This is a genomic window from Flavobacterium sp. EDS (assembly GCF_020991525.1).
Classification (GTDB): Bacteria; Bacteroidota; Bacteroidia; order Flavobacteriales; family Flavobacteriaceae; genus Flavobacterium.
Genome location: NZ_JAJMOZ010000003.1, coordinates 135,515 through 153,024 on the forward strand (window position 1 = coordinate 135,515; position 17,510 = coordinate 153,024).

19 protein-coding genes are annotated in these 17,510 nt (G+C 33.3%); 8 read left to right on the top strand and 11 right to left on the bottom strand.

The window, feature by feature from the left end; all coding sequences use genetic code 11:
* Nucleotides 1–95: 95 nt before the first annotated feature.
* On the bottom strand, nt 96–1,508 hold the full coding sequence (locus tag LPB87_RS06000) for a PLP-dependent aminotransferase family protein (RefSeq protein WP_230605274.1): 1,413 nt from the start codon (nt 1,506–1,508) through the stop codon (nt 96–98).
* Between the two features lie 99 nt (nt 1,509–1,607).
* Here LPB87_RS06000 and LPB87_RS06005 point away from each other — a divergent pair, with 99 nt between their 5' ends.
* The 4 genes from LPB87_RS06005 to LPB87_RS06020 all read left to right on the top strand — a co-directional run bounded on the left by LPB87_RS06005 (nt 1,608) and on the right by LPB87_RS06020 (nt 5,083).
* Nucleotides 1,608–2,066 carry a cupin domain-containing protein gene (locus LPB87_RS06005; protein ID WP_230605275.1) on the top strand — a complete coding sequence of 153 codons (459 nt, stop codon included), beginning with the start codon at nt 1,608–1,610 and terminating at the stop codon, nt 2,064–2,066.
* A 16-nt stretch (nt 2,067–2,082) separates the two neighbouring features.
* The gene (locus LPB87_RS06010; protein ID WP_230605276.1) at nt 2,083–2,967 is read left to right on the top strand and encodes a dihydrodipicolinate synthase family protein; all 885 of its coding nucleotides are present in this window, start codon (nt 2,083–2,085) and stop codon (nt 2,965–2,967) included.
* Between the two features lie 172 nt (nt 2,968–3,139).
* Complete coding sequence (locus LPB87_RS06015; protein WP_230605277.1) at nt 3,140–4,486, top strand: DEAD/DEAH box helicase; 1,347 nt, start codon at nt 3,140–3,142, stop codon at nt 4,484–4,486.
* Nucleotides 4,487–4,648: 162 nt separating this feature from the next.
* A complete protein-coding gene (locus LPB87_RS06020) occupies nt 4,649–5,083 on the top strand; it encodes a hypothetical protein (RefSeq protein WP_230605278.1) in 435 nt (144 codons plus the stop codon).
* 131 nt (nt 5,084–5,214) lie between these two features.
* Here the strand turns inward: LPB87_RS06020 and LPB87_RS06025 are convergent, their stop codons facing one another.
* The 3 genes from LPB87_RS06025 to LPB87_RS06035 all read right to left on the bottom strand — a co-directional run bounded on the left by LPB87_RS06025 (nt 5,215) and on the right by LPB87_RS06035 (nt 7,401).
* Nucleotides 5,215–5,793, bottom strand: coding sequence for an alkylphosphonate utilization protein (locus LPB87_RS06025; protein ID WP_129538082.1), 579 nt, complete (start codon nt 5,791–5,793; stop codon nt 5,215–5,217).
* 76 nt (nt 5,794–5,869) lie between these two features.
* Nucleotides 5,870–6,328 (bottom strand): pantetheine-phosphate adenylyltransferase, encoded by a 459-nt coding sequence (gene coaD / locus LPB87_RS06030; RefSeq protein ID WP_129538083.1) that lies wholly within the window; start codon nt 6,326–6,328, stop codon nt 5,870–5,872.
* A gap of 101 nt (nt 6,329–6,429) precedes the next feature.
* Nucleotides 6,430–7,401 (bottom strand): D-alanine--D-alanine ligase, encoded by a 972-nt coding sequence (locus LPB87_RS06035; protein ID WP_230605279.1) that lies wholly within the window; start codon nt 7,399–7,401, stop codon nt 6,430–6,432.
* A gap of 291 nt (nt 7,402–7,692) precedes the next feature.
* Between LPB87_RS06035 and LPB87_RS06040 the strand changes: the two genes are divergently transcribed.
* From LPB87_RS06040 to LPB87_RS06050, 3 genes are all read left to right on the top strand, one after another.
* On the top strand, nt 7,693–8,316 hold the full coding sequence (locus LPB87_RS06040) for a PASTA domain-containing protein (RefSeq protein ID WP_129538085.1): 624 nt from the start codon (nt 7,693–7,695) through the stop codon (nt 8,314–8,316).
* Entirely contained in the window at nt 8,306–9,352 is a 1,047-nt protein-coding gene (locus LPB87_RS06045) for an RluA family pseudouridine synthase (protein WP_129541023.1), read from the top strand. Before LPB87_RS06040 ends, LPB87_RS06045 begins: the two co-directional genes overlap by 11 nt.
* A 278-nt stretch (nt 9,353–9,630) precedes the next feature.
* On the top strand, nt 9,631–11,157 hold the full coding sequence (locus LPB87_RS06050) for a SulP family inorganic anion transporter (RefSeq protein ID WP_230605280.1): 1,527 nt from the start codon (nt 9,631–9,633) through the stop codon (nt 11,155–11,157).
* A 69-nt stretch (nt 11,158–11,226) separates the two neighbouring features.
* Here LPB87_RS06050 and LPB87_RS06055 read toward each other — a convergent pair whose 3' ends face one another.
* The 4 genes from LPB87_RS06055 to LPB87_RS06070 form a co-directional block, all read right to left on the bottom strand.
* Nucleotides 11,227–11,835, bottom strand: coding sequence for a hypothetical protein (locus LPB87_RS06055; protein WP_230605281.1), 609 nt, complete (start codon nt 11,833–11,835; stop codon nt 11,227–11,229).
* Nucleotides 11,836–11,901: 66 nt separating this feature from the next.
* Nucleotides 11,902–13,143: an ATP-binding cassette domain-containing protein gene (locus LPB87_RS06060; RefSeq protein ID WP_230605282.1), complete on the bottom strand. Its 1,242-nt coding sequence runs from the start codon at nt 13,141–13,143 to the stop codon at nt 11,902–11,904.
* Nucleotides 13,144–13,161: 18 nt separating this feature from the next.
* Complete coding sequence (locus LPB87_RS06065) at nt 13,162–14,016, bottom strand: sulfurtransferase (RefSeq protein ID WP_230605283.1); 855 nt, start codon at nt 14,014–14,016, stop codon at nt 13,162–13,164.
* 25 nt (nt 14,017–14,041) lie between these two features.
* Entirely contained in the window at nt 14,042–14,431 is a 390-nt protein-coding gene (locus LPB87_RS06070; protein ID WP_129538089.1) for a DUF1398 family protein, read from the bottom strand.
* A gap of 245 nt (nt 14,432–14,676) precedes the next feature.
* Here LPB87_RS06070 and LPB87_RS06075 point away from each other — a divergent pair, with 245 nt between their 5' ends.
* Nucleotides 14,677–15,375 (top strand): hypothetical protein, encoded by a 699-nt coding sequence (locus tag LPB87_RS06075; RefSeq protein ID WP_230605284.1) that lies wholly within the window; start codon nt 14,677–14,679, stop codon nt 15,373–15,375.
* Nucleotides 15,376–15,378: 3 nt separating this feature from the next.
* Here the strand turns inward: LPB87_RS06075 and LPB87_RS06080 are convergent, their stop codons facing one another.
* From LPB87_RS06080 to LPB87_RS06090, 3 genes are all read right to left on the bottom strand, one after another.
* Entirely contained in the window at nt 15,379–16,221 is an 843-nt protein-coding gene (locus LPB87_RS06080; protein WP_230605285.1) for a mechanosensitive ion channel domain-containing protein, read from the bottom strand.
* A 198-nt stretch (nt 16,222–16,419) separates the two neighbouring features.
* Nucleotides 16,420–16,869, bottom strand: coding sequence for a nuclear transport factor 2 family protein (locus LPB87_RS06085; protein WP_129538092.1), 450 nt, complete (start codon nt 16,867–16,869; stop codon nt 16,420–16,422).
* A 102-nt stretch (nt 16,870–16,971) separates the two neighbouring features.
* Nucleotides 16,972–17,409, bottom strand: coding sequence for an acyl-CoA thioesterase (locus LPB87_RS06090; RefSeq protein ID WP_230605286.1), 438 nt, complete (start codon nt 17,407–17,409; stop codon nt 16,972–16,974).
* Nucleotides 17,410–17,510 lie beyond the last annotated feature (101 nt).

Genomic DNA, 17,510 nt, shown 5'->3' on the forward strand with positions numbered 1-17,510 from the left:
TGCACAAAGTTTAACCGCAATTCAACTTTAAACTTTAAACTTTAAACCTGAAACTTTAAACTTGAAACAAACAAAAACTTGAAACAAATTCCCGATCACAAATGTTTAGCGAGCTCGATAATCCCTTCTTCGATTTGTTGTTCAGTTAGGGAGGCGTAGCCAAGTCTGAAACCTGATATGGGTTTATTGAAGCTAAACTTTTCGGGTGTCATAATTTTTATGCCTTTTAAAAGGAGTTTATCTGCAATTTCGAAGATGTTTACGGGTGAATTGGGTACAATCCAAAAGGCTAAGCCACCTTCAGGTTTTACGAAAGTTGTTTTGTCTTTTAGGTATTTATTACAAATGGTTTCAAAATAATCTCTTTTGGCTTTGTAAATGACAGTTGTTCTTTTGAGGTGTCTTTTTATTTCACCCTCATTTATCAGTTGTAAAACAGCTTCTTCCATTATATTGTCGCCTTGTACATCGATTATCTTTCGATGTTTGGCCACTTGTTCTACAGTTTCTGGATTGCTTACCAAATAACCAATTCTCAATGCTGGTGCAACAATTTTACTTAATGTTCCTATATAAACCGTGTTTTTGGCATTGTTGTAACTCGAAATAGGTAAGATTGGTCTTTGTCCGAAATGGAATTCGTTGTCATAATCATCTTCTATGATTGTAAAACCGTATGCATTGGATAATTCTACGAGCTTTAATCTTCTTTTTAAGCTCAATGTTACAGTCGTTGGAAATTGATGGTGCGGTGTAACGTAAATGGCTTTAATATTCTTGTATTTCGTTAGGTATTCTTCGACTTCATCAATTAACAACCCATCTTTGTCAACATTTATAGGAAGCAATTCGGCTCCGGCATTTTCAAATGTTTCCCAAGCAGGTTTGTATCCAGGGTTTTCGACCATTATATAATCTCCTTTGGTAAACAAACAATGGGAAGCGAGGTACATAGCCATTTGGCTTCCTCGGGTAATACATATTTCATCAGGAGTAATATTCATTCCTCTTTTAAAATTTAGCATTTGAACAATGGCTTTTCTGAATTCTAAATTCCCAAGTTCGTTGCTATAACCCATTATCTGCCAGCGCGATTTTCGATTAAAAATCTGTCTGTAAGCCCTTGCCAGTTCATTCATTGGCGCAATTCGGCTATCGGGAATACCATCGTCAAAAACTAAAAGAGGTTTTACTTCTTTAGTTATAGATTCAATTTCCCTTTTATGATTTGTAGTTTCGGTAACGATAGGTAAAATATCGGCAACAAAAGTGCCTTTCCTTTCCATTGTAATAAGCCAACCTTCGGCTATGAGAACATCTAAGGCTTCAATAACTGTATTTCTATTCACTTTAAGTAGTCCAGCAAGTTGCCTGCTTCCTGGTAAAGCATTTCCGTTATTGAGAACTCCTGTTTTTATAGCTTCAATAATTGCATCAGCGATTTGGAGATAAATTGCTTTATCAGAATTATTGTTTATCTGAATTTCTAATTGCCAAGGTCTTAACATCTGGACTAGGTATTTGTGTTTAAACTGTGTTATATGGGTAGTCCAAAGTTACGGTAATTTTGTAACGCAATAATGCAAAAACAAATAAATTATATAATTATGGAAACTAAAAAACAATTTTCATCAAAAGACTTTCATGAAACATTTGCACGACCAACTTTTGTGATGCCAGAAAAATTAATACACAAAAATGTTGAGCAAGAGGGAGTTCATAACCAATTTTCTACGGAAAGAAAGCATCCTGTTTTTTTTATTGATCTTCCTAGTAAAAACGTAAGTATGACTATTGGTGGTTTATTGCCAGATCAAATGACAAACAGGCACAGACATACTTATGAAACGGTATTGTATGTAATCGAGGGGCACGGTTATACCGAAGTTGAAGATGTAAAAGTAGAGTGGAAGGCAGGTGATGCTGTTTATATTCCGAGTTGGGCTTGGCACAGACACAAGAATTTGAGCAGTGAAGTATCGGCTAAATATATTGCTTGTGAAAACGCACCTCAGCTTCAGAATTTAGGAGTTGCATTACGTGAAGAAGAAGGAAGAGATCTTTAACTAAAAAGAAAAGTAAATGAAAAACACATTGTTTAAAGGTATTATTGCCTATCCGATTACTCCGTTTGACAAAGACGAAAAAGTAGATATTGTATTGTACAAAAAGCTATTAGAAAGATTGATTGTTTCTGGATCTCATGGTGTTGCTCCGCTAGGAAGTACAGGTGTTATGCCGTATTTGACAGATGAAGAAAAAGAAGCAATTACTGAAGCTACTATAGCACAAGTTAATGGTAGGGTTCCTGTTTTGGTGGGTGTGTCAAACCTAACTACTGAAAAAACAATTTATCATGCTAAGTTTGCTGAAAAAGCAGGTGCAGATGCAGTTATGATCATTCCGATGAGTTATTGGAAACTTACAGATGATGAAATTGTACAACATTATGATGCAGTTGCCAAGCAAATTTCGATTCCTATAATGGCGTACAATAACCCTGCAACGGGTGGAGTAGATATGTCTCCTGCATTATTAAAAAGACTATTGGAGATTCCGAATGTTACTATGATTAAGGAAAGTAGTGGAGATGTGCAAAGAATGCATTATTTAAAAAGGGAACTTGGCGATGATGTCGCATTTTTTAATGGATCAAATCCGTTGGCATTAGCAGCATTTTCTGCTGGGGCAACAGGATGGTGTACTGCTGCACCAAATTTGATTCCAGAACTGAATGTTGATTTGTACAATGCTATTCAGAAAAATGATTTACAGGAAGCTCAAAAGGTATTTTACAAACAATTAAATCTTTTAAAATTCATTGTAAACAAAGGTTTGCCAAGAACGATTAAAGCTGGTTTGAAAATAAAAGGGATTGATGGAGGTTTTTTAAGAAGTCCGTTGAAACCATTAACAGAAAGTGAAATAGCTGAATTGGAGTTGATTTTTAAGGAATTAGAACAGTAGGGTATTGGGATTTTTAAGTTTTTAACCGCAAGGGGCGCAAAGATTTCGCAAAGTCCGCAAGGTTTATAAAACATGCAGCTTTGCGAACCTTGCGGTTAAATTTTCTATTCTCATTTCAAACATGAAACCTTAAACAAATAAAACTTGAAACAAATTTGTCTACTTTTGCAAAATGAATAAGAAACACCATTCGAATAATATACTTTTGAATTTAGGTATCGAAAGCCTAAACGAAATGCAAGAAGTTGCTCAGGATGCTATCCTGAATGACAACAATGTTTTACTACTTTCTCCAACTGGTTCTGGGAAAACACTAGCTTTTTTGCTGCCAGTTTTAGAATTACTACAACCCGAAATTCTTTCTGTACAATGTTTAATCCTTGTTCCTTCGCGTGAATTAGGATTGCAAATTGAACAGGTTTGGAAGAAAATGGGAACCGATTACAAAGTTAATATTTGTTACGGAGGCCATTCGATCGATACAGAAATTAAGAATTTAAGTAATCCACCAGCAGTTTTAATAGGAACTCCAGGTAGAATTGCCGATCATATTGATAGAGGAACTTTCCGTTTAGATAAAATTCAGACTTTAATTTTGGATGAATTTGATAAATCATTGCAATTGGGATTCCATGAGCAAATGTCTTTTATCATTGGTAAATTGCCAAAATTGAACAAGCGTGTGTTAGTTTCGGCTACATCTGATATTGAAATTCCAAAATACACAAGAGTAATCAATCCAACGATTTTGGATTTTATTCCTGAGGAAGAAGAGAAATCGAATCTTTCGATGAAAATGGTTGTTTCTCCATCTAAAGACAAAATAGGAAGTTTGTTTAACTTAATATGTTCTTTAAAATCGCAATCGGCTATTATTTTTTGTAACCATCGTGATGCTGCTGAACGTATTAGTGATACATTAAATGAAAAAGGAATTTACGCGACATATTATCATGGCGGAATGGATCAGGATGAGCGTGAGCGTGCTTTGATTCAGTTTAGAAATGGTAGTGTGAGTTATTTAATCACAACCGATTTAGCTGCTCGTGGTCTTGATATTCCTGAGATGAACCATGTTATTCACTATCATTTACCATTAAAGGAAGATGAGTTTACACACCGTAACGGTCGTACTGCTCGTATGCTTGCATCGGGTACAGCTTATATTATCGTTCATGAAAGTGAGAAAAAATTAGACTATATTAATTATGATATGGATGTTTTAAAGGTCGACAATATTACGACTTTACCTAAACCTCCAGAATTTCAGACAATATATATTAGTGGCGGAAAGAAAACCAAATTAAACAAAATAGATATTGTTGGATTCTTTTCTCAAAAAGGAAAACTTGAAAAAGGTGATTTGGGATTAATTGAAGTAAAAGATTTTATTTCATTTGCTGCTGTGAAATTCAATAAAGTAAAAGATTTGCTTAAAAACATTAAAGATGAGAAGATGAAAGGCAAAAAATTTAAAATTGAAGTAGCAAGAAAAGTAATTAAGAAGGAAGAGGAGTAATTTATTTATAAACAAATAGTTACTTGTTTGTTTTTTGAGGGAAAGGAATAATTGTAAAAATTAATTTGAATTTAATGTCAATAAATTAACTGTGTAAGAAAGGAGTTAGTTTTTTTTATTATTATGTTTGCGCCATCAAATAAATAAACCCCAAAGAATATTATGAGAAAAATTATTACAATTACTGTTTTGTTTTTAAGTTTTGCATCTTTTGCTCAAATTAAAGTTATTGAAACTGTACCTGTTGAGAAATTAGGTAAAGTAAACAATAATTATATCCAAAAAATTGGAGATGAATACACTGTATTTTACAACTGTATTCAAAGTGATGATGAAAACAATACTTTAAGAAAATTCACTTTTAAGAATATTGATAATGATTATCTTAATCTTTACAATATTATCGTAAACGGATTTGCAGCAACTCCTTTGTATGATATCAAATTAGAATTACCTAACAATTACGTTTGGTTGCATTATACAGCAAGTATTGATAAACCTACAGTTCAATTTATGGTTTCGAATAAAGAAGGTAACTCAAACAATGTTTCTGAGGCTTTAACAAAAGACCAAGTAAGTAAATTGTTTCAAAAATAATTAGATTTTTTAATCTATATACTAAAAAAGGCTATTCATTTGAATAGCCTTTTTTAGTTTTAGGGTTGTAAGTTTTTGAGAGTAAGCTACACAAGCCTTTGTTTCTTTGTCCCTTTGTAACTTTTAAAAAATTATATTTTCTTCACGTATTGTGTAATAATTACAATTTGCTGACCGTCTACTTTTCCTTCGATGTATTCGGCATTTTCATGGTCTAAACGGATGTTACGTACTGCAGTTCCTTGCTTAGCTACCATACTAGATCCTTTTACTTTTAAGTCTTTAATTAAAACTACAGAATCTCCATGTTCTAAAATTACGCCATTGCTATCACGGTGTATTATTTTATTCTCATCATCTTCACCTTCTCCTGTTGCTTGTGCCCACGCCAAAGTGTCTTCGTCTAGGTACATCATGTCTAATAATTCTTGTGGCCATCCAGCTGCGCGCATTCTGCTTAACATTCTCCAAGCTACAACTTGTACGGCAACATTCTCGTTCCACATACTGTCATTTAAACATCTCCAATGATTTAAATCTACGTTATCTGGATTCTCTATTTGATCTATACAAGTACTGCAAGCCATTACACTTTCATCAATTCCGCCTTTTTGAGTAGGTAGTACTTGATATACTTTTAGGTTTTCGGTTGCACCACAAAGTTCACATTTTGATCCGCTACGTTTGTTTAATTCTCTTTCTATGCTCATTTTCTTCTATTATTATTTTAAATGCAAAAATACAGTTAAATACTACGTTTTGCAAATTTATGTTTTTTTGGTTGAATTACTTCTGAACTCTAACCGCATCAGGAACTAACATCTCGTATTCTCCACCATTTCTAAGTACATCACGAACTATGCTTGAGCTGATATACGATGTGCTGGCAGCGGTAAGCAGAAATACGGTTTCTATTTTAGAAAGTTTTCTGTTAGTATGTGCAATGGCTTTTTCAAATTCGAAATCGGCAGGATTACGAAGACCTCTTAAAATAAAATGGGCTTTTTGTTTTTTAGCCAAATCAATCGTAAGTCCTTCATAGGTAATTACGGTTACTTTGGGTTCATCTTTGAATGTTTCTTCGATAAAATGCTTTCTTTCTTCGAGCGAGAACATGTATTTTTTTTCGGCATTTACACCAATAGCAATTACGATTTCATCAAATAGAGAAATTCCTCGTTTAATGATGTCTTCGTGTCCAAGTGTAATTGGATCAAATGATCCTGGAAATATGGCTTTTCTCATTTTTTTTTAAGATTCAGAGGTTCAGAGTGGCAAAGGTTTTTTTAAGGTTCTAAGTTTTTTATCTTAGTACCTCAGAACCTTAGGGCCTTAGCAACTTTTGGCTACGCCAAAGCTAACTCGATTGAATTTGTAAACAAATCTTCTAAAGTGATTCCGGCTGCTTTTGCTTGTTGTGGAATCAAACTTTCAGTTGTTAAACCAGGAATGGTGTTCATTTCTAGCATATATGGTTCGTTGTCAACAATAATGAATTCACTTCTTGAGAATCCTTTCATTTTTAAGACTTCATAAGCGCGTTTTGCTACTTCACTTACTTTTTGTGTTAATTCGTCAGAGATTCTTGCTGGTGTAATTTCTTGTGATTTTCCTTGGTATTTGGCTTCATAATCAAAGAAATCATTGTCTGAGACTATCTCGGTAATTGGTAACACGATAACTTTTCCTTGGTAATTAATTACTCCAACAGAAACCTCGGTTCCGTCAAGGAAGCTTTCAATGATAATTTCGTTATCTTCTTTGTAGGCAACTTCTATCGCAATAGGAAGCTCGGCCGCAGTTTTTACTTTTGAAATTCCGAAGCTTGAACCTGCTTTATTTGGTTTTACAAAACATGGCAATCCTACTTTTTTTACAATTTCGTCGGTATTGATAAGATCTCCTTTGTTTAGGTAGTAAGAAATTGCTGTTTTTATTCCGTATGGCTTTAAAACAGAAAGTAAATCACGTTTGTTAAAGGTTAATGCTGCTTGGTAATAGTCACATGATGTTTGTGGAATGTGCAATAATTCAAAATAGGCTTGCATTAGTCCATCTTCTCCTGGTGTTCCATGAATGGCGTTGAATATACAGTCGAAAGTGATTTTATTTCCGTTTACTGTAACCGAAAAATCATTTTTATCTATCGGAAATTCGGCATCTTTTTCATCTACATAAACCCATTTTTCTTTAAAAATATGGATTCGGAAACCATTGTATTTGGTTTTATCAAGGTATTGATATACTACGTTTCCGCTGATTAGTGATATTTGATATTCGCTAGAATATCCTCCCATGATAATGGCAATGTTTTTCATTTTTTTCTTTTTTATGCTGTTGAAAGCTATGTAAGTATGTTTTGTTTCTTGATTTTAAAGTTGTTGTGAAAACGGCTTGTTTTTAGCCCCGATAGTAGCGACATCCTTTTTTTATGCTTTTTTGCATAGAAAAAGATAAAGCGAATAGCGGGAATGGCTCCTAAAAATGTTCGTTTCGATTGTTCTTTGTTTCTACTATTATTGGCTATTGGGCCACTTTGTTGTATTAAACAAAATTATCATTTTTTTTGAAACGAAATCTTTATCTTTGCCACAAATAAAAATAAATTTATGAGTTTACGTAAGTATCTAACTAGCCGAGTATTTTTTACGCAAATACTAATTGCTGTTGCAATTATTGCAGTTTTGGGGTATTTGTTTATGCACTGGCTGACATTTACCACTGATCACGGACATGAAATTGAAGTACCTGATTTGAAAAAATTGACAGAAGAGCAAGTTGAGGCAAAATTGGACGGTCTGGATTTGGATTACGTGCTTTTGGATAGTGTAGATTACAAAAGTGATTTCCCTAAATATAGTGTTGTTGAGCAAGATCCTTTGCCTGGAACAAAAGTAAAAGTGGGGAGAAAGATTTATATTAAAATAAATTCTTCCGGTTTTTCATCAGTTCGTATTCCGGATTTAATTGAAAAAACATATCGTGAAGCAGTACCAACCTTAAAAGCATTAGGACTTCAAGAAGGTACAATTACCTATATTCCGAACCTTGGTAAAGACATGGTCTTGGAGATGCGTTACAAAGGAAGAAATTTAAAAGTAGGAGATCGTGTACTGAAATCATCAAAAATTGATTTGGTTTTGGGCGATGGAAAAGCAAGTTATTTAGATGAAAGTCAACCGGCAGATTCTCTAGCAGTGCCTGAAGATGAAAAAACAGCAAATGAACAATAATAATACCGATAGTTTAGATTTAGAAGAAGAGTTATATGAGCATTTTAGATTTGAAGTTCCTAAAGGACAAGCGCCTTTACGAATCGACAAATATTTAATGGGCTTAATACAAAATGCAACCAGAAATAAGATTCAGAATGCTGCTACAGAGGGTAATATCTTTGTGAATGACGTTATTGTAAAGTCAAATTACAAAGTAAAAGCGTTTGATGTAGTTACGGTTATGTTATCACATCCTCCGTATGAAAATCATATTATTCCAGAGGATATTCCGCTGAACATTGTTTACGAAGATGACGCTTTGTTGTTAATCAATAAAGAGCCAGGAATGGTTGTGCATCCGGGACACGGAAATTATACAGGAACTTTGGTTCACGCTTTGGCACATCATTTTGATAACCTGCCTATGAACAGCAGTGAACGTCCAGGATTGGTTCATAGAATTGATAAGGATACTTCGGGACTTTTGGTTATTGCCAAAACGGAAGCTGCAATGACACATCTTGCCAAACAATTTGAAGCTAAAACTTCTGAAAGAGAGTATATTGCTCTGGTTTGGGGAAATGTTACTGAGGAGCAAGGAACTATTGAAGGTAATCTGGCAAGACACCTGAAAGACAGAATGCAAATGGCTGTTTTTGCTGATCCAGAGATTGGTAAGCCTGCTGTGACGCATTATAAAGTTTTGGAGCGTTTTGGTTATGTTACTTTGATTTCATGTCAGCTTGAAACAGGTAGAACTCACCAAATTCGTGCGCATATGAAACATATTGGTCATCCGCTTTTTAATGATGAGCGTTATGGTGGTCATTTGATTTTAAAAGGTACTACGTTTACGAAATACAAACAGTTTATTGATAATTGTTTTAAAGCTTTACCTAGACAAGCATTACATGCTAAAACATTAGGATTTGTTCATCCTACAACGGGTGAAATGATGCGTTTTGACACTGAATTACCCGATGATTTTAAAGATTGTATTGAAAGATGGAGGAATTACTCTAAATCGCATAATACTGATGAAGATGAAAGTTAAAAATATAAAGCCCCAATTTGGGGCTTTTTTTATGTTTAAAAATTGATTGTTCTTTGCTTTCAGCAGTATCAAAAATTGTACTAACGATTGATGTATTTTACCTTATCTCATTCATTTATTTTATTAGGAACTGTTATGTTGAATAAGTGTTGTTGCGCGTTTCAAATTAGTTACTTTTGTAGTGCTAATAAAAAAGGTTCTTTCTTGTTTTTGAAACATTTATTACAGAAGAGGTAACCTTTTTTATGAGTTTTAGATTATAGATTTACATTTAAATAATGAAGCAGTATTTTAACTTATTTGATTTTACACAAAAAGTAAATTATAAAACAGAAATCCTGGCAGGTTTAACTGTGGCAATGACTATGATTCCCGAATCACTTTCGTTTGCTATACTTGCTGGTTTTCCTCCCTTGGTTGGTTTGTATGCTGCATTTATCATGGGATTGATTACGGCTATTTTTGGAGGACGTCCAGGAATGGTTTCGGGTGGAGCAGGAGCAACGGTGATTGTATTGATTGCTTTAATGAATTCTCATGGTTTGGAATATGTTTTTGCTGCTGTAGCTTTAGCTGGAGTTTTGCAAATTTTGGTAGGTTTTTTTAAGTGGGGGAAATTTATTCGGTTGGTTCCTCAACCTGTAATGTATGGTTTTGTAAATGGTTTGGCTGTTGTGATTTTTATGTCGCAACTAAAACAATTTAAAACTGTTGTTAATGGGGAAGCTGTTTGGTTTTCGGGAAGTCCTATGTTTATTATGTTGGGACTGGTTGCTTTAACGGTAGCTATCGTAATTTTGTTTCCCAAAGTAACTAAAGCTATTCCAGCTTCGTTAGTAGCTATTATTGTGGTCTTTGGTTTGGTTCTGGGTTTAGGTATTCAGACAAAAACAGTCGCAGATATAGCTTCGATAAGCGGTGGTTTCCCTTCTTTTCATTTGCCTAATATTAATTGGGATTTGGAAACCTTACAATTAATATTCCCATATTCTTTGATTATGGCTTCTGTAGGTTTAACTGAAGGCTTACTGACATTAAACTTGGTTGATGAGCTTACGGGAACTAAAGGAAACGGAAATCGCGAATGTATTGCTCAAGGAAGCGCCAATATTGTAAATGGATTTTTCTTCGGGATGGGTGGTTGTCCAATGATTGCTCAAACGCTGGTAAATATTTCAGCAGGTTCCAGAGCTCGTTTATCGGGTATTATTGCGTCATTAACTATTCTTGTTATAATCTTGTTTGGAGCTCCTGTAATAGAAAAATTACCTATGGCTGCTTTGGTTGGTGTCATGTTTATGGTTGCGATAGGAACGTTTGAATGGGCTAGTTTTAAAATCATTAATAAAATGCCTAAACATGATATCTTTGTCGGTATTGTGGCAGCTGTGATAACTATTTTTATGCACAATCTAGCCTTGGCTGTTTTGATAGGTGTTGTTATTTCGGCATTGGTTTTTGCTTGGGAAAGCGCCAAACGTATTCGTGCCAGAAAATATATTGATGATAATGGAGTAAAACATTACGAGATATTTGGGCCTCTTTTTTTTGGTTCTGCAATGGCATTCATGGAGAAATTTGATGTTAATGAGGATCCTGATGAGGTAATTATAGATTTTAAAGAAAGTAAAATTGTTGATATGAGCGCTATTGATGCCGTAAATAAAATTACGGAACGGTATGCTAAAGTAAATAAAACGGTTCGTTTGTATCATTTAAGCGAAGACTGTAGATTATTGCTTAAAAACGCTGCTGTTATTGTTGATATTGTAGATGATCCTACTTATAAAATTGCTACTGATTAGAAATTAGAAATGACTTATCAGTACTAATAAAATAGGGAATCTCATTGTTTTGAGATTCCCTATTTTATTTTAAATGCTTTTTATAATTAAGTCTACTATTTTTACTTCTCCATTGGTTATAAATCCTAGTTTTCCGTGTAGGCTTAAGTTGCTTTTTTCGATAGAACATTCTAATGTAGTAGTATCATCTACAGAAAAGGACAATTGATTGTTTGATAATTTAATTTTTATCGAATACCAATGGTTGTTTTCAAGTTTCATTGGCTTAGAAAATAAAGTTGGCCCACCTCGATCACCGTATTTGTTACTATTTTCGACATATTTACCTCTACCAATAATTATATTCTGATTTATTTGATAAAGATAGGTTCGGATGTATTTCTCATGATCTAAATTTAGCATTATTTCAAATAGGGACTCTTTTGTCATATTAGCTTTAAAACTTATTTCATAATTTTTAGGGAGCTGTTTTTTAGATACTATTGTAGCCCATGCCATAGGACCTCCTTTGCCAATTAAAGTGTCATTTTGCAATAACCATTTTTCTAAATCTGGTTTCCAATGTGATTTGAGTTTGTGTTTGGCTAATTGGTATTCTTTTTTTGGGGTTGAAATAGTGGTATTACAGGAGTTTATTAATAAAGTTAATAGAAGTAATAGGATGTACTTAAGTTTCATCTGTGATTAGTTTTCTTTTGAGGCATATAGTATTCTTAACCCGTTTTGATGAATGTCTGTTTGCAATTATGATTTCGAACGTATTATTTTTCCGTTTGATCCAGTTCCCGATGGAATTAATTCGAATATTGAGGTAGGAGTAAGTCCAGCTTCAATACGATGTGAAACGTATAAGATAGTCATATTTGTTTCTTTAACCAAAAGGTTAACGAGTTCAATAACTAAGGCAACATTTTCATCATCAAGACCTTCTACAGGCTCATCTAAAATGACTAAAGGAGGATGTTTTAAAACAGCTCTCACTATTAATGCAACTCGTTGTTGTCCGATAGAAAGCTGTGTAAATGTTTTGTCTTTTAAATGACTCATTTTAATTACATCAAGCCATTGCGACACGATTTGCTTTTGTAATGAAGTTGGTTCAGTGTATAAGCCAATCGAATCAAAAAAACCAGATAGAATCATGTGTTCCAGACTGTGTTTTTTCTGAAATAAATCGGTCATAGAAGTCGAAAAATACCCGATTCTTTTTTTGATGTCCCAAATACTTTCTCCACTGCCTTTTTTATTTCCGAAAAGGAATAACTCTTGTCCGTACCCTTTTGGATTATCTCCAGATATTAATGATAGGATAGTGCTCTTTCCTGAGCCATTTGGTCCGATAAGTTGCCAAAATTCATTCTTTTTAATTGTCCATGTAATTGCATTAACGATTTTTCTTTCGTCATAACTTACCGAAACTTCATTCATATGAATTAATACTTCTTCATCGTAATCTGTTGGTTCAGCTGGTTTTGGAATAGTAACTTTTACTGAATTTGATTTCGTTTGAGTGCTTTTTATTTCGTTTAAAACAAATGTATTGTCTGTAATTTGAGCTTTGTTATGAATGAAAGGGAATAAATCGGCTGCTCGATTTACCAATTGAATGATTCGAACGGATTTAGCCAATTGTTCTAGTGAATTTGCCAATGTAATTCGTGAGGCATGATCCAGATGATCGAGCGGGTTATCGAAAATAATATAATCAGGGTTTTGCTTAACACAATAATTCAAAAACTCTTTTTTTCGTTCGCCTGAGGAGAATGTTCTTAGTTTTCGTTTTGATTCTGCTACAGCTTCTATAACATCATATTGGTATTCTTTTTCGATGAATTTATCTATTGCAATATCCGAAAACAGAATCCCGTTTAGAGAGTTAAAAGTGGCTAATTCACCTTCTGCATTTCCATCGAGTACAGTATCAATAAAAGCTTTTTTATTAACAGTATTGGATAAAAGTATGTCCCAATGTTCAATTGTATTCATTTGAGCAATTTAAGAAATCTATTTTGTTTGTGCAGTAATCATCGGTCGATTATTTCTGGACCATTCGCTCCAAGAGCCTACATAAAGTTTTGGGATTGGTAATCCTGCATAATCAAAAGCAAGTAAAGTATGGCAGGCTGTTACACCTGAGCCGCAATGCACAATTACATTTTCGGATTTGGTATTACCTATTGTATCTTGGTATTTTATGTTTAAAGCCTCTGGGGATAAATAGGAGCCATCTTCATTTAAATTACTACTAAATGGAATATTGATAGCACCAGGGATATGTCCTGCTATTAAATCGATAGGTTCAGTTAAGCCATTAAAACGGTCTTTATCTCTTACATCAATGATTATAGTTTCAGAATTATTACTTGCTATATCAATTTCAGTAATATTCGCTTGATCTAACTCCCATTTTGTGATTGGGTATAATGTTGTAGTTCTAAAAGTCTCAACTCCCGAATTCATTGGGAAACCTGCGTTGATGGCTGTTTGTAATCCGCCATTTACAACTTGTATTTTTTCATGACCAATTGCTCTTAACATCCACCAAAAGCGGGCAGCGGCATTTGAGCCATTTTTGTCATCATATACAATTACATGGCTTGATGGTGTTATACCAAGTTTTGATAATACTTCTGAAAATTTTTGGTAAGAAGGTAAAGGATGTCTCCCACCTATTGCTGCATCCGGAGAAATAGTGGCTAAGTCATAATTTAAATCAACATATCGAGCACCTTCTAAATGTGATGTAATGTAGTTTTCTTTGGCATTAATTCCTGCTCGTGCATCAATGATTACAATTTCGGATCTTTGTAATGTTATTAATTCTTCAGGACTTATGATTGGAGACAATAGCTTTGACATTTTTTATGGATTAACAATTGGAAATTTATTCTGAAATCTTCTCAATCACTATTTCGTTTCCAGATTTATCATAGTAAGTACAAGTCATCTCGATAATATCAACTCTCCATTTAGCTATCCCGCATTGACCTGCTTGGTTGCAAAATGTTATATAATCGGTTTGTCCATCCTGATGTTGTAAGAGGTATTCTAAGAAAAGCTCTTTATTGACAGCTGAAGTTACTTTAATTTCATCGTATTTGTCAGTAGTAGCAACTCTGTAATTATTAACGCCATAATATTCTACTGTACCATCTTTTACATTAGTGTCATATCCTTTTACACCTAGAATTATTAAATCTTGAATGTAATTTGGAAAATCGGCTCCGGTTTTTACTTTTGAGTGTGCTTCTTTAATTTGCTCTATTGTAAACATATTGATTTGTGCTAGGGTTAAAAATATTTATTGATTCAAAAATACGATTAATGCCTGTATATTTTCTTTTATGTAAGTAAAAAAATAGAATAGATAAAAAATGTTTTATAACCTTTTTAAGGAGAGTAAAGTTATGAAAATAGTGCAGTTTAACTGGTAATGAGGTATTTGGGAAAGATTATTTCTATTAATAAGAAAAATGTACTTAAATTTACTGTAGAATGTTGTAAGTCAAAACTAGCATTATGAAAAACACATTACTATTACTTTTACTTCTATTTACAGTTTCTACATTTGCTCAAGAAGTTAATACATTTGATTTTGCAGTTATAAACTCTACTTTAATATCTCCAAATATTGATCTCGATAAAGGGAGGAGTGTTGTTGCAGGGAATGAGAATCAATACGCAACTTATTTTCAGTATGCTTTTAGAATAGCTGCTGACGATATTATTCTAGGAGCTGGGATTAATAAATCAGAAATCGATAGAACTTATATAGGTTATATTGGTAAAATTTGTGAAAATTTCAGAGCAACAATTTCAGTTGGTTATTTAGAATCACGCAGTGGTTATTATGGAACGTATACAGGGTTAAGCGTTTCCTGGCATCTAAGTGATAATAATTTTGTTGGAGGAAGTTTACAAAATTTGCATTCTGTAGCTGATGCTTATAAAACAGATGAAAGTTTTGATTATTATAATAAATTGGCTCCAAAAATATTTGCTAGCTATGAAGTTTTACCTAGAATAATTGTTTTTGGACAATTGAGCAGTAGGGTTAATGATATTGCGTTAAAATATCAGTTAAGTAATTTCTCTTTTGGAGGATTTTATTCGGGACATGGAGTTGAGGGCGTTTTTGGCACTTATACTATCGCAAGATTTGCTGTTTCTTGTAGTACCACTTTTGATAAGGTAAATTTTGGACTAAAGTTTCAGTAAAATTTAATCTTCTTTTTTTAGTGTAATGACTTGTTGCGGAAATGGAATTTCTATTTTTTCTGCATCAAATCTCTTTTTTATACTGTGTAATAGATCACAATACATAATAAAACCATCGGTTGCATCTTTAGCCCAAGCCCAAACCTTTAAATTCACACTTGAATCTTTAAGTGCTACAACTCTTGCTATTACTAATGGTGTATTGTTCTTTTTGTTTGTAGCAGTTCGTGTATCAATAAATAAAGGATGCTTAGCCACTTCTTCTTTCATTATTTCTAATGCTTTATCGATATCTGAATCATAACCAATACCAATTTCGATTATTTTACAGCATTTAGAGTCATTCATATTTGTATTTAGAATAATCTGATTGCTTATAACGGAATTCGGAATAATAATGCGGTTGTTCTCCATGTCTTTTAGGACAACTTGTCTTAAATTAATATCTTCAACAATACCACTAAAATTATTGATGGTGATTTTATCATTTATTCTGAAAGGTTTAAAAATCACCAAGAAAATTCCGCTCATAATGTTACTTAGTGCTTGTTGAGAAGCAAGACCAGCAATGACTGAAATTACTCCTGCACCAGCAAGTAATGAATGTCCGATAACTTTAAATTCTGGAATCTGAATTAAAGCAAAAGCAATTCCTAAGATATAGATTATGGTAATGACTAAATGCTTTAAGAATTTATATCCTGTACTATCAAAATCATTAATACCTAATCTGCGGCGAATAAAGCGCATAAAAAGCTTGTCGATAATAGTAGCTAATACGATCGTTATAATTAGTATTATTAAAATAGCAACAATTAATCTAAAGTCTTTTAAAAGGTTTATCATTTTTGAGTGTACTATTGATTTTTGAAATTAAGTTATTTGTTTATGGTTTGTATAGTTACGTTATTGTTTATTCTCGCAAAGGCTCGGAGACGCAAAGAATACTGATTCTTAAGAAAAACTGCGGCTTTGCGATTTTGCGAGAAAATTTAAAAATAAAACTGAAAATTGCTTTTTCTAATACAATACTTCAGAATAGCTTTATTCTTGTTCTTCAAAATTGTCGTAGTAAGTAAAATCCTTTGTTATCAATCCGTTTTCGATAGTAAAGATGGTACATATTGGTAATTCGAAAGTTGAATCATCTTCGGCTGTTCCGCTAGAAACAAACTCAACAATTACGTGGTTTTCTCCTGATGGATATATTTGTATTACTTTATCTTTTAAATCGGGGAAGATTTGGTTTAACTCGCTGTATTTTTTTTCTATTTCGGCACGCGTTTGTTTTACGATTCCAGGTCCTAAAGAAGGGTCTTTAAACTCGGCAGTTGGAATATACATTTCGGACATTTTTTTCCAATCGTGATTGTTGAAATGCGTAAAATACTGTTTGACTAATTCGGTGTTTTTAGAATCCATATTTTGTGGGTTTTGGTTGTTACATGATATTAATGATACAATTGTTATTAGAACGACTATTACTTTTTTCATAATTATGTTTTTTTTAATTGTTATTATTTTACAAAGAACCTTATTAATAATTCCACACAAAATATGGACTTACCTATGCATATTGATGAGGTATTACTGGGGTTATAAACCTACAAAGTCTTCACTTTTTGGGAATATACTCAACGCTTCTATTGCAATCGCTGGAGTAGGCGAAGCTAGTTTTCTTAGTTTTGTGTCCATCCATGCGCCATCGACAGTAATAGTTGCGCAAAGTTTGCCCTCTTCATTGATAAATTCATGTATGATTGACCAACGTGATCCGTCAGATTTCATCTTTGATGTTTTGGTATGAATGAATATTTTATCAGAAAGTTTTATTTCTTTTCTAAAAATACATTCTTCTCTAAAGAGCACAGGGCCAAAGCGCTGTTCTTGCATTACTCTTAAAGTCAAGCCTAGTTGTTCTAAAATTTCGATACGATGCTGGGCACCAAAATCATAATATGCGCTATGTCGTAAGTGAAAATTAGGGTCTAGATCAGACCAACGGAAAGACAATTCTTTACTAAATGAAACCATTTTAATTCTATTTTATAGTTATTTTCAATGTATTACAAATAATCAATCGATTATTCGAGAAAATACATTTTTTGAGAATCGAAAATACGAATAAAAATTGG

Excerpts from the sequence above, each read along its gene's own strand:
- LPB87_RS06065 (WP_230605283.1), bottom strand. The coding sequence starts at position 14,016 with ATGTCAAAGCTATTGTCTCCAATCATAAGTCCTGAAGAATTAATAACA.
- LPB87_RS06025 (WP_129538082.1), bottom strand. The coding sequence starts at position 5,793 with ATGAGCATAGAAAGAGAATTAAACAAACGTAGCGGATCAAAATGTGAA.
- LPB87_RS06070 (WP_129538089.1), bottom strand. The coding sequence starts at position 14,431 with ATGTTTACAATAGAGCAAATTAAAGAAGCACACTCAAAAGTAAAAACC.
- LPB87_RS06000 (WP_230605274.1), bottom strand. The coding sequence starts at position 1,508 with ATGTTAAGACCTTGGCAATTAGAAATTCAGATAAACAATAATTCTGAT.
- LPB87_RS06085 (WP_129538092.1), bottom strand. The coding sequence starts at position 16,869 with ATGAAAAAAGTAATAGTCGTTCTAATAACAATTGTATCATTAATATCA.
- LPB87_RS06080 (WP_230605285.1), bottom strand. The coding sequence starts at position 16,221 with ATGATAAACCTTTTAAAAGACTTTAGATTAATTGTTGCTATTTTAATA.
- LPB87_RS06050 (WP_230605280.1), top strand. The coding sequence starts at position 9,631 with ATGAAGCAGTATTTTAACTTATTTGATTTTACACAAAAAGTAAATTAT.
- LPB87_RS06045 (WP_129541023.1), top strand. The coding sequence starts at position 8,306 with ATGAACAATAATAATACCGATAGTTTAGATTTAGAAGAAGAGTTATAT.
- LPB87_RS06020 (WP_230605278.1), top strand. The coding sequence starts at position 4,649 with ATGAGAAAAATTATTACAATTACTGTTTTGTTTTTAAGTTTTGCATCT.
- LPB87_RS06010 (WP_230605276.1), top strand. The coding sequence starts at position 2,083 with ATGAAAAACACATTGTTTAAAGGTATTATTGCCTATCCGATTACTCCG.
- coaD (WP_129538083.1), bottom strand. The coding sequence starts at position 6,328 with ATGAGAAAAGCCATATTTCCAGGATCATTTGATCCAATTACACTTGGA.
- LPB87_RS06075 (WP_230605284.1), top strand. The coding sequence starts at position 14,677 with ATGAAAAACACATTACTATTACTTTTACTTCTATTTACAGTTTCTACA.
- LPB87_RS06055 (WP_230605281.1), bottom strand. The coding sequence starts at position 11,835 with ATGAAACTTAAGTACATCCTATTACTTCTATTAACTTTATTAATAAAC.
- LPB87_RS06005 (WP_230605275.1), top strand. The coding sequence starts at position 1,608 with ATGGAAACTAAAAAACAATTTTCATCAAAAGACTTTCATGAAACATTT.
- LPB87_RS06035 (WP_230605279.1), bottom strand. The coding sequence starts at position 7,401 with ATGAAAAACATTGCCATTATCATGGGAGGATATTCTAGCGAATATCAA.
- LPB87_RS06015 (WP_230605277.1), top strand. The coding sequence starts at position 3,140 with ATGAATAAGAAACACCATTCGAATAATATACTTTTGAATTTAGGTATC.
- LPB87_RS06090 (WP_230605286.1), bottom strand. The coding sequence starts at position 17,409 with ATGGTTTCATTTAGTAAAGAATTGTCTTTCCGTTGGTCTGATCTAGAC.
- LPB87_RS06040 (WP_129538085.1), top strand. The coding sequence starts at position 7,693 with ATGAGTTTACGTAAGTATCTAACTAGCCGAGTATTTTTTACGCAAATA.
- LPB87_RS06060 (WP_230605282.1), bottom strand. The coding sequence starts at position 13,143 with ATGAATACAATTGAACATTGGGACATACTTTTATCCAATACTGTTAAT.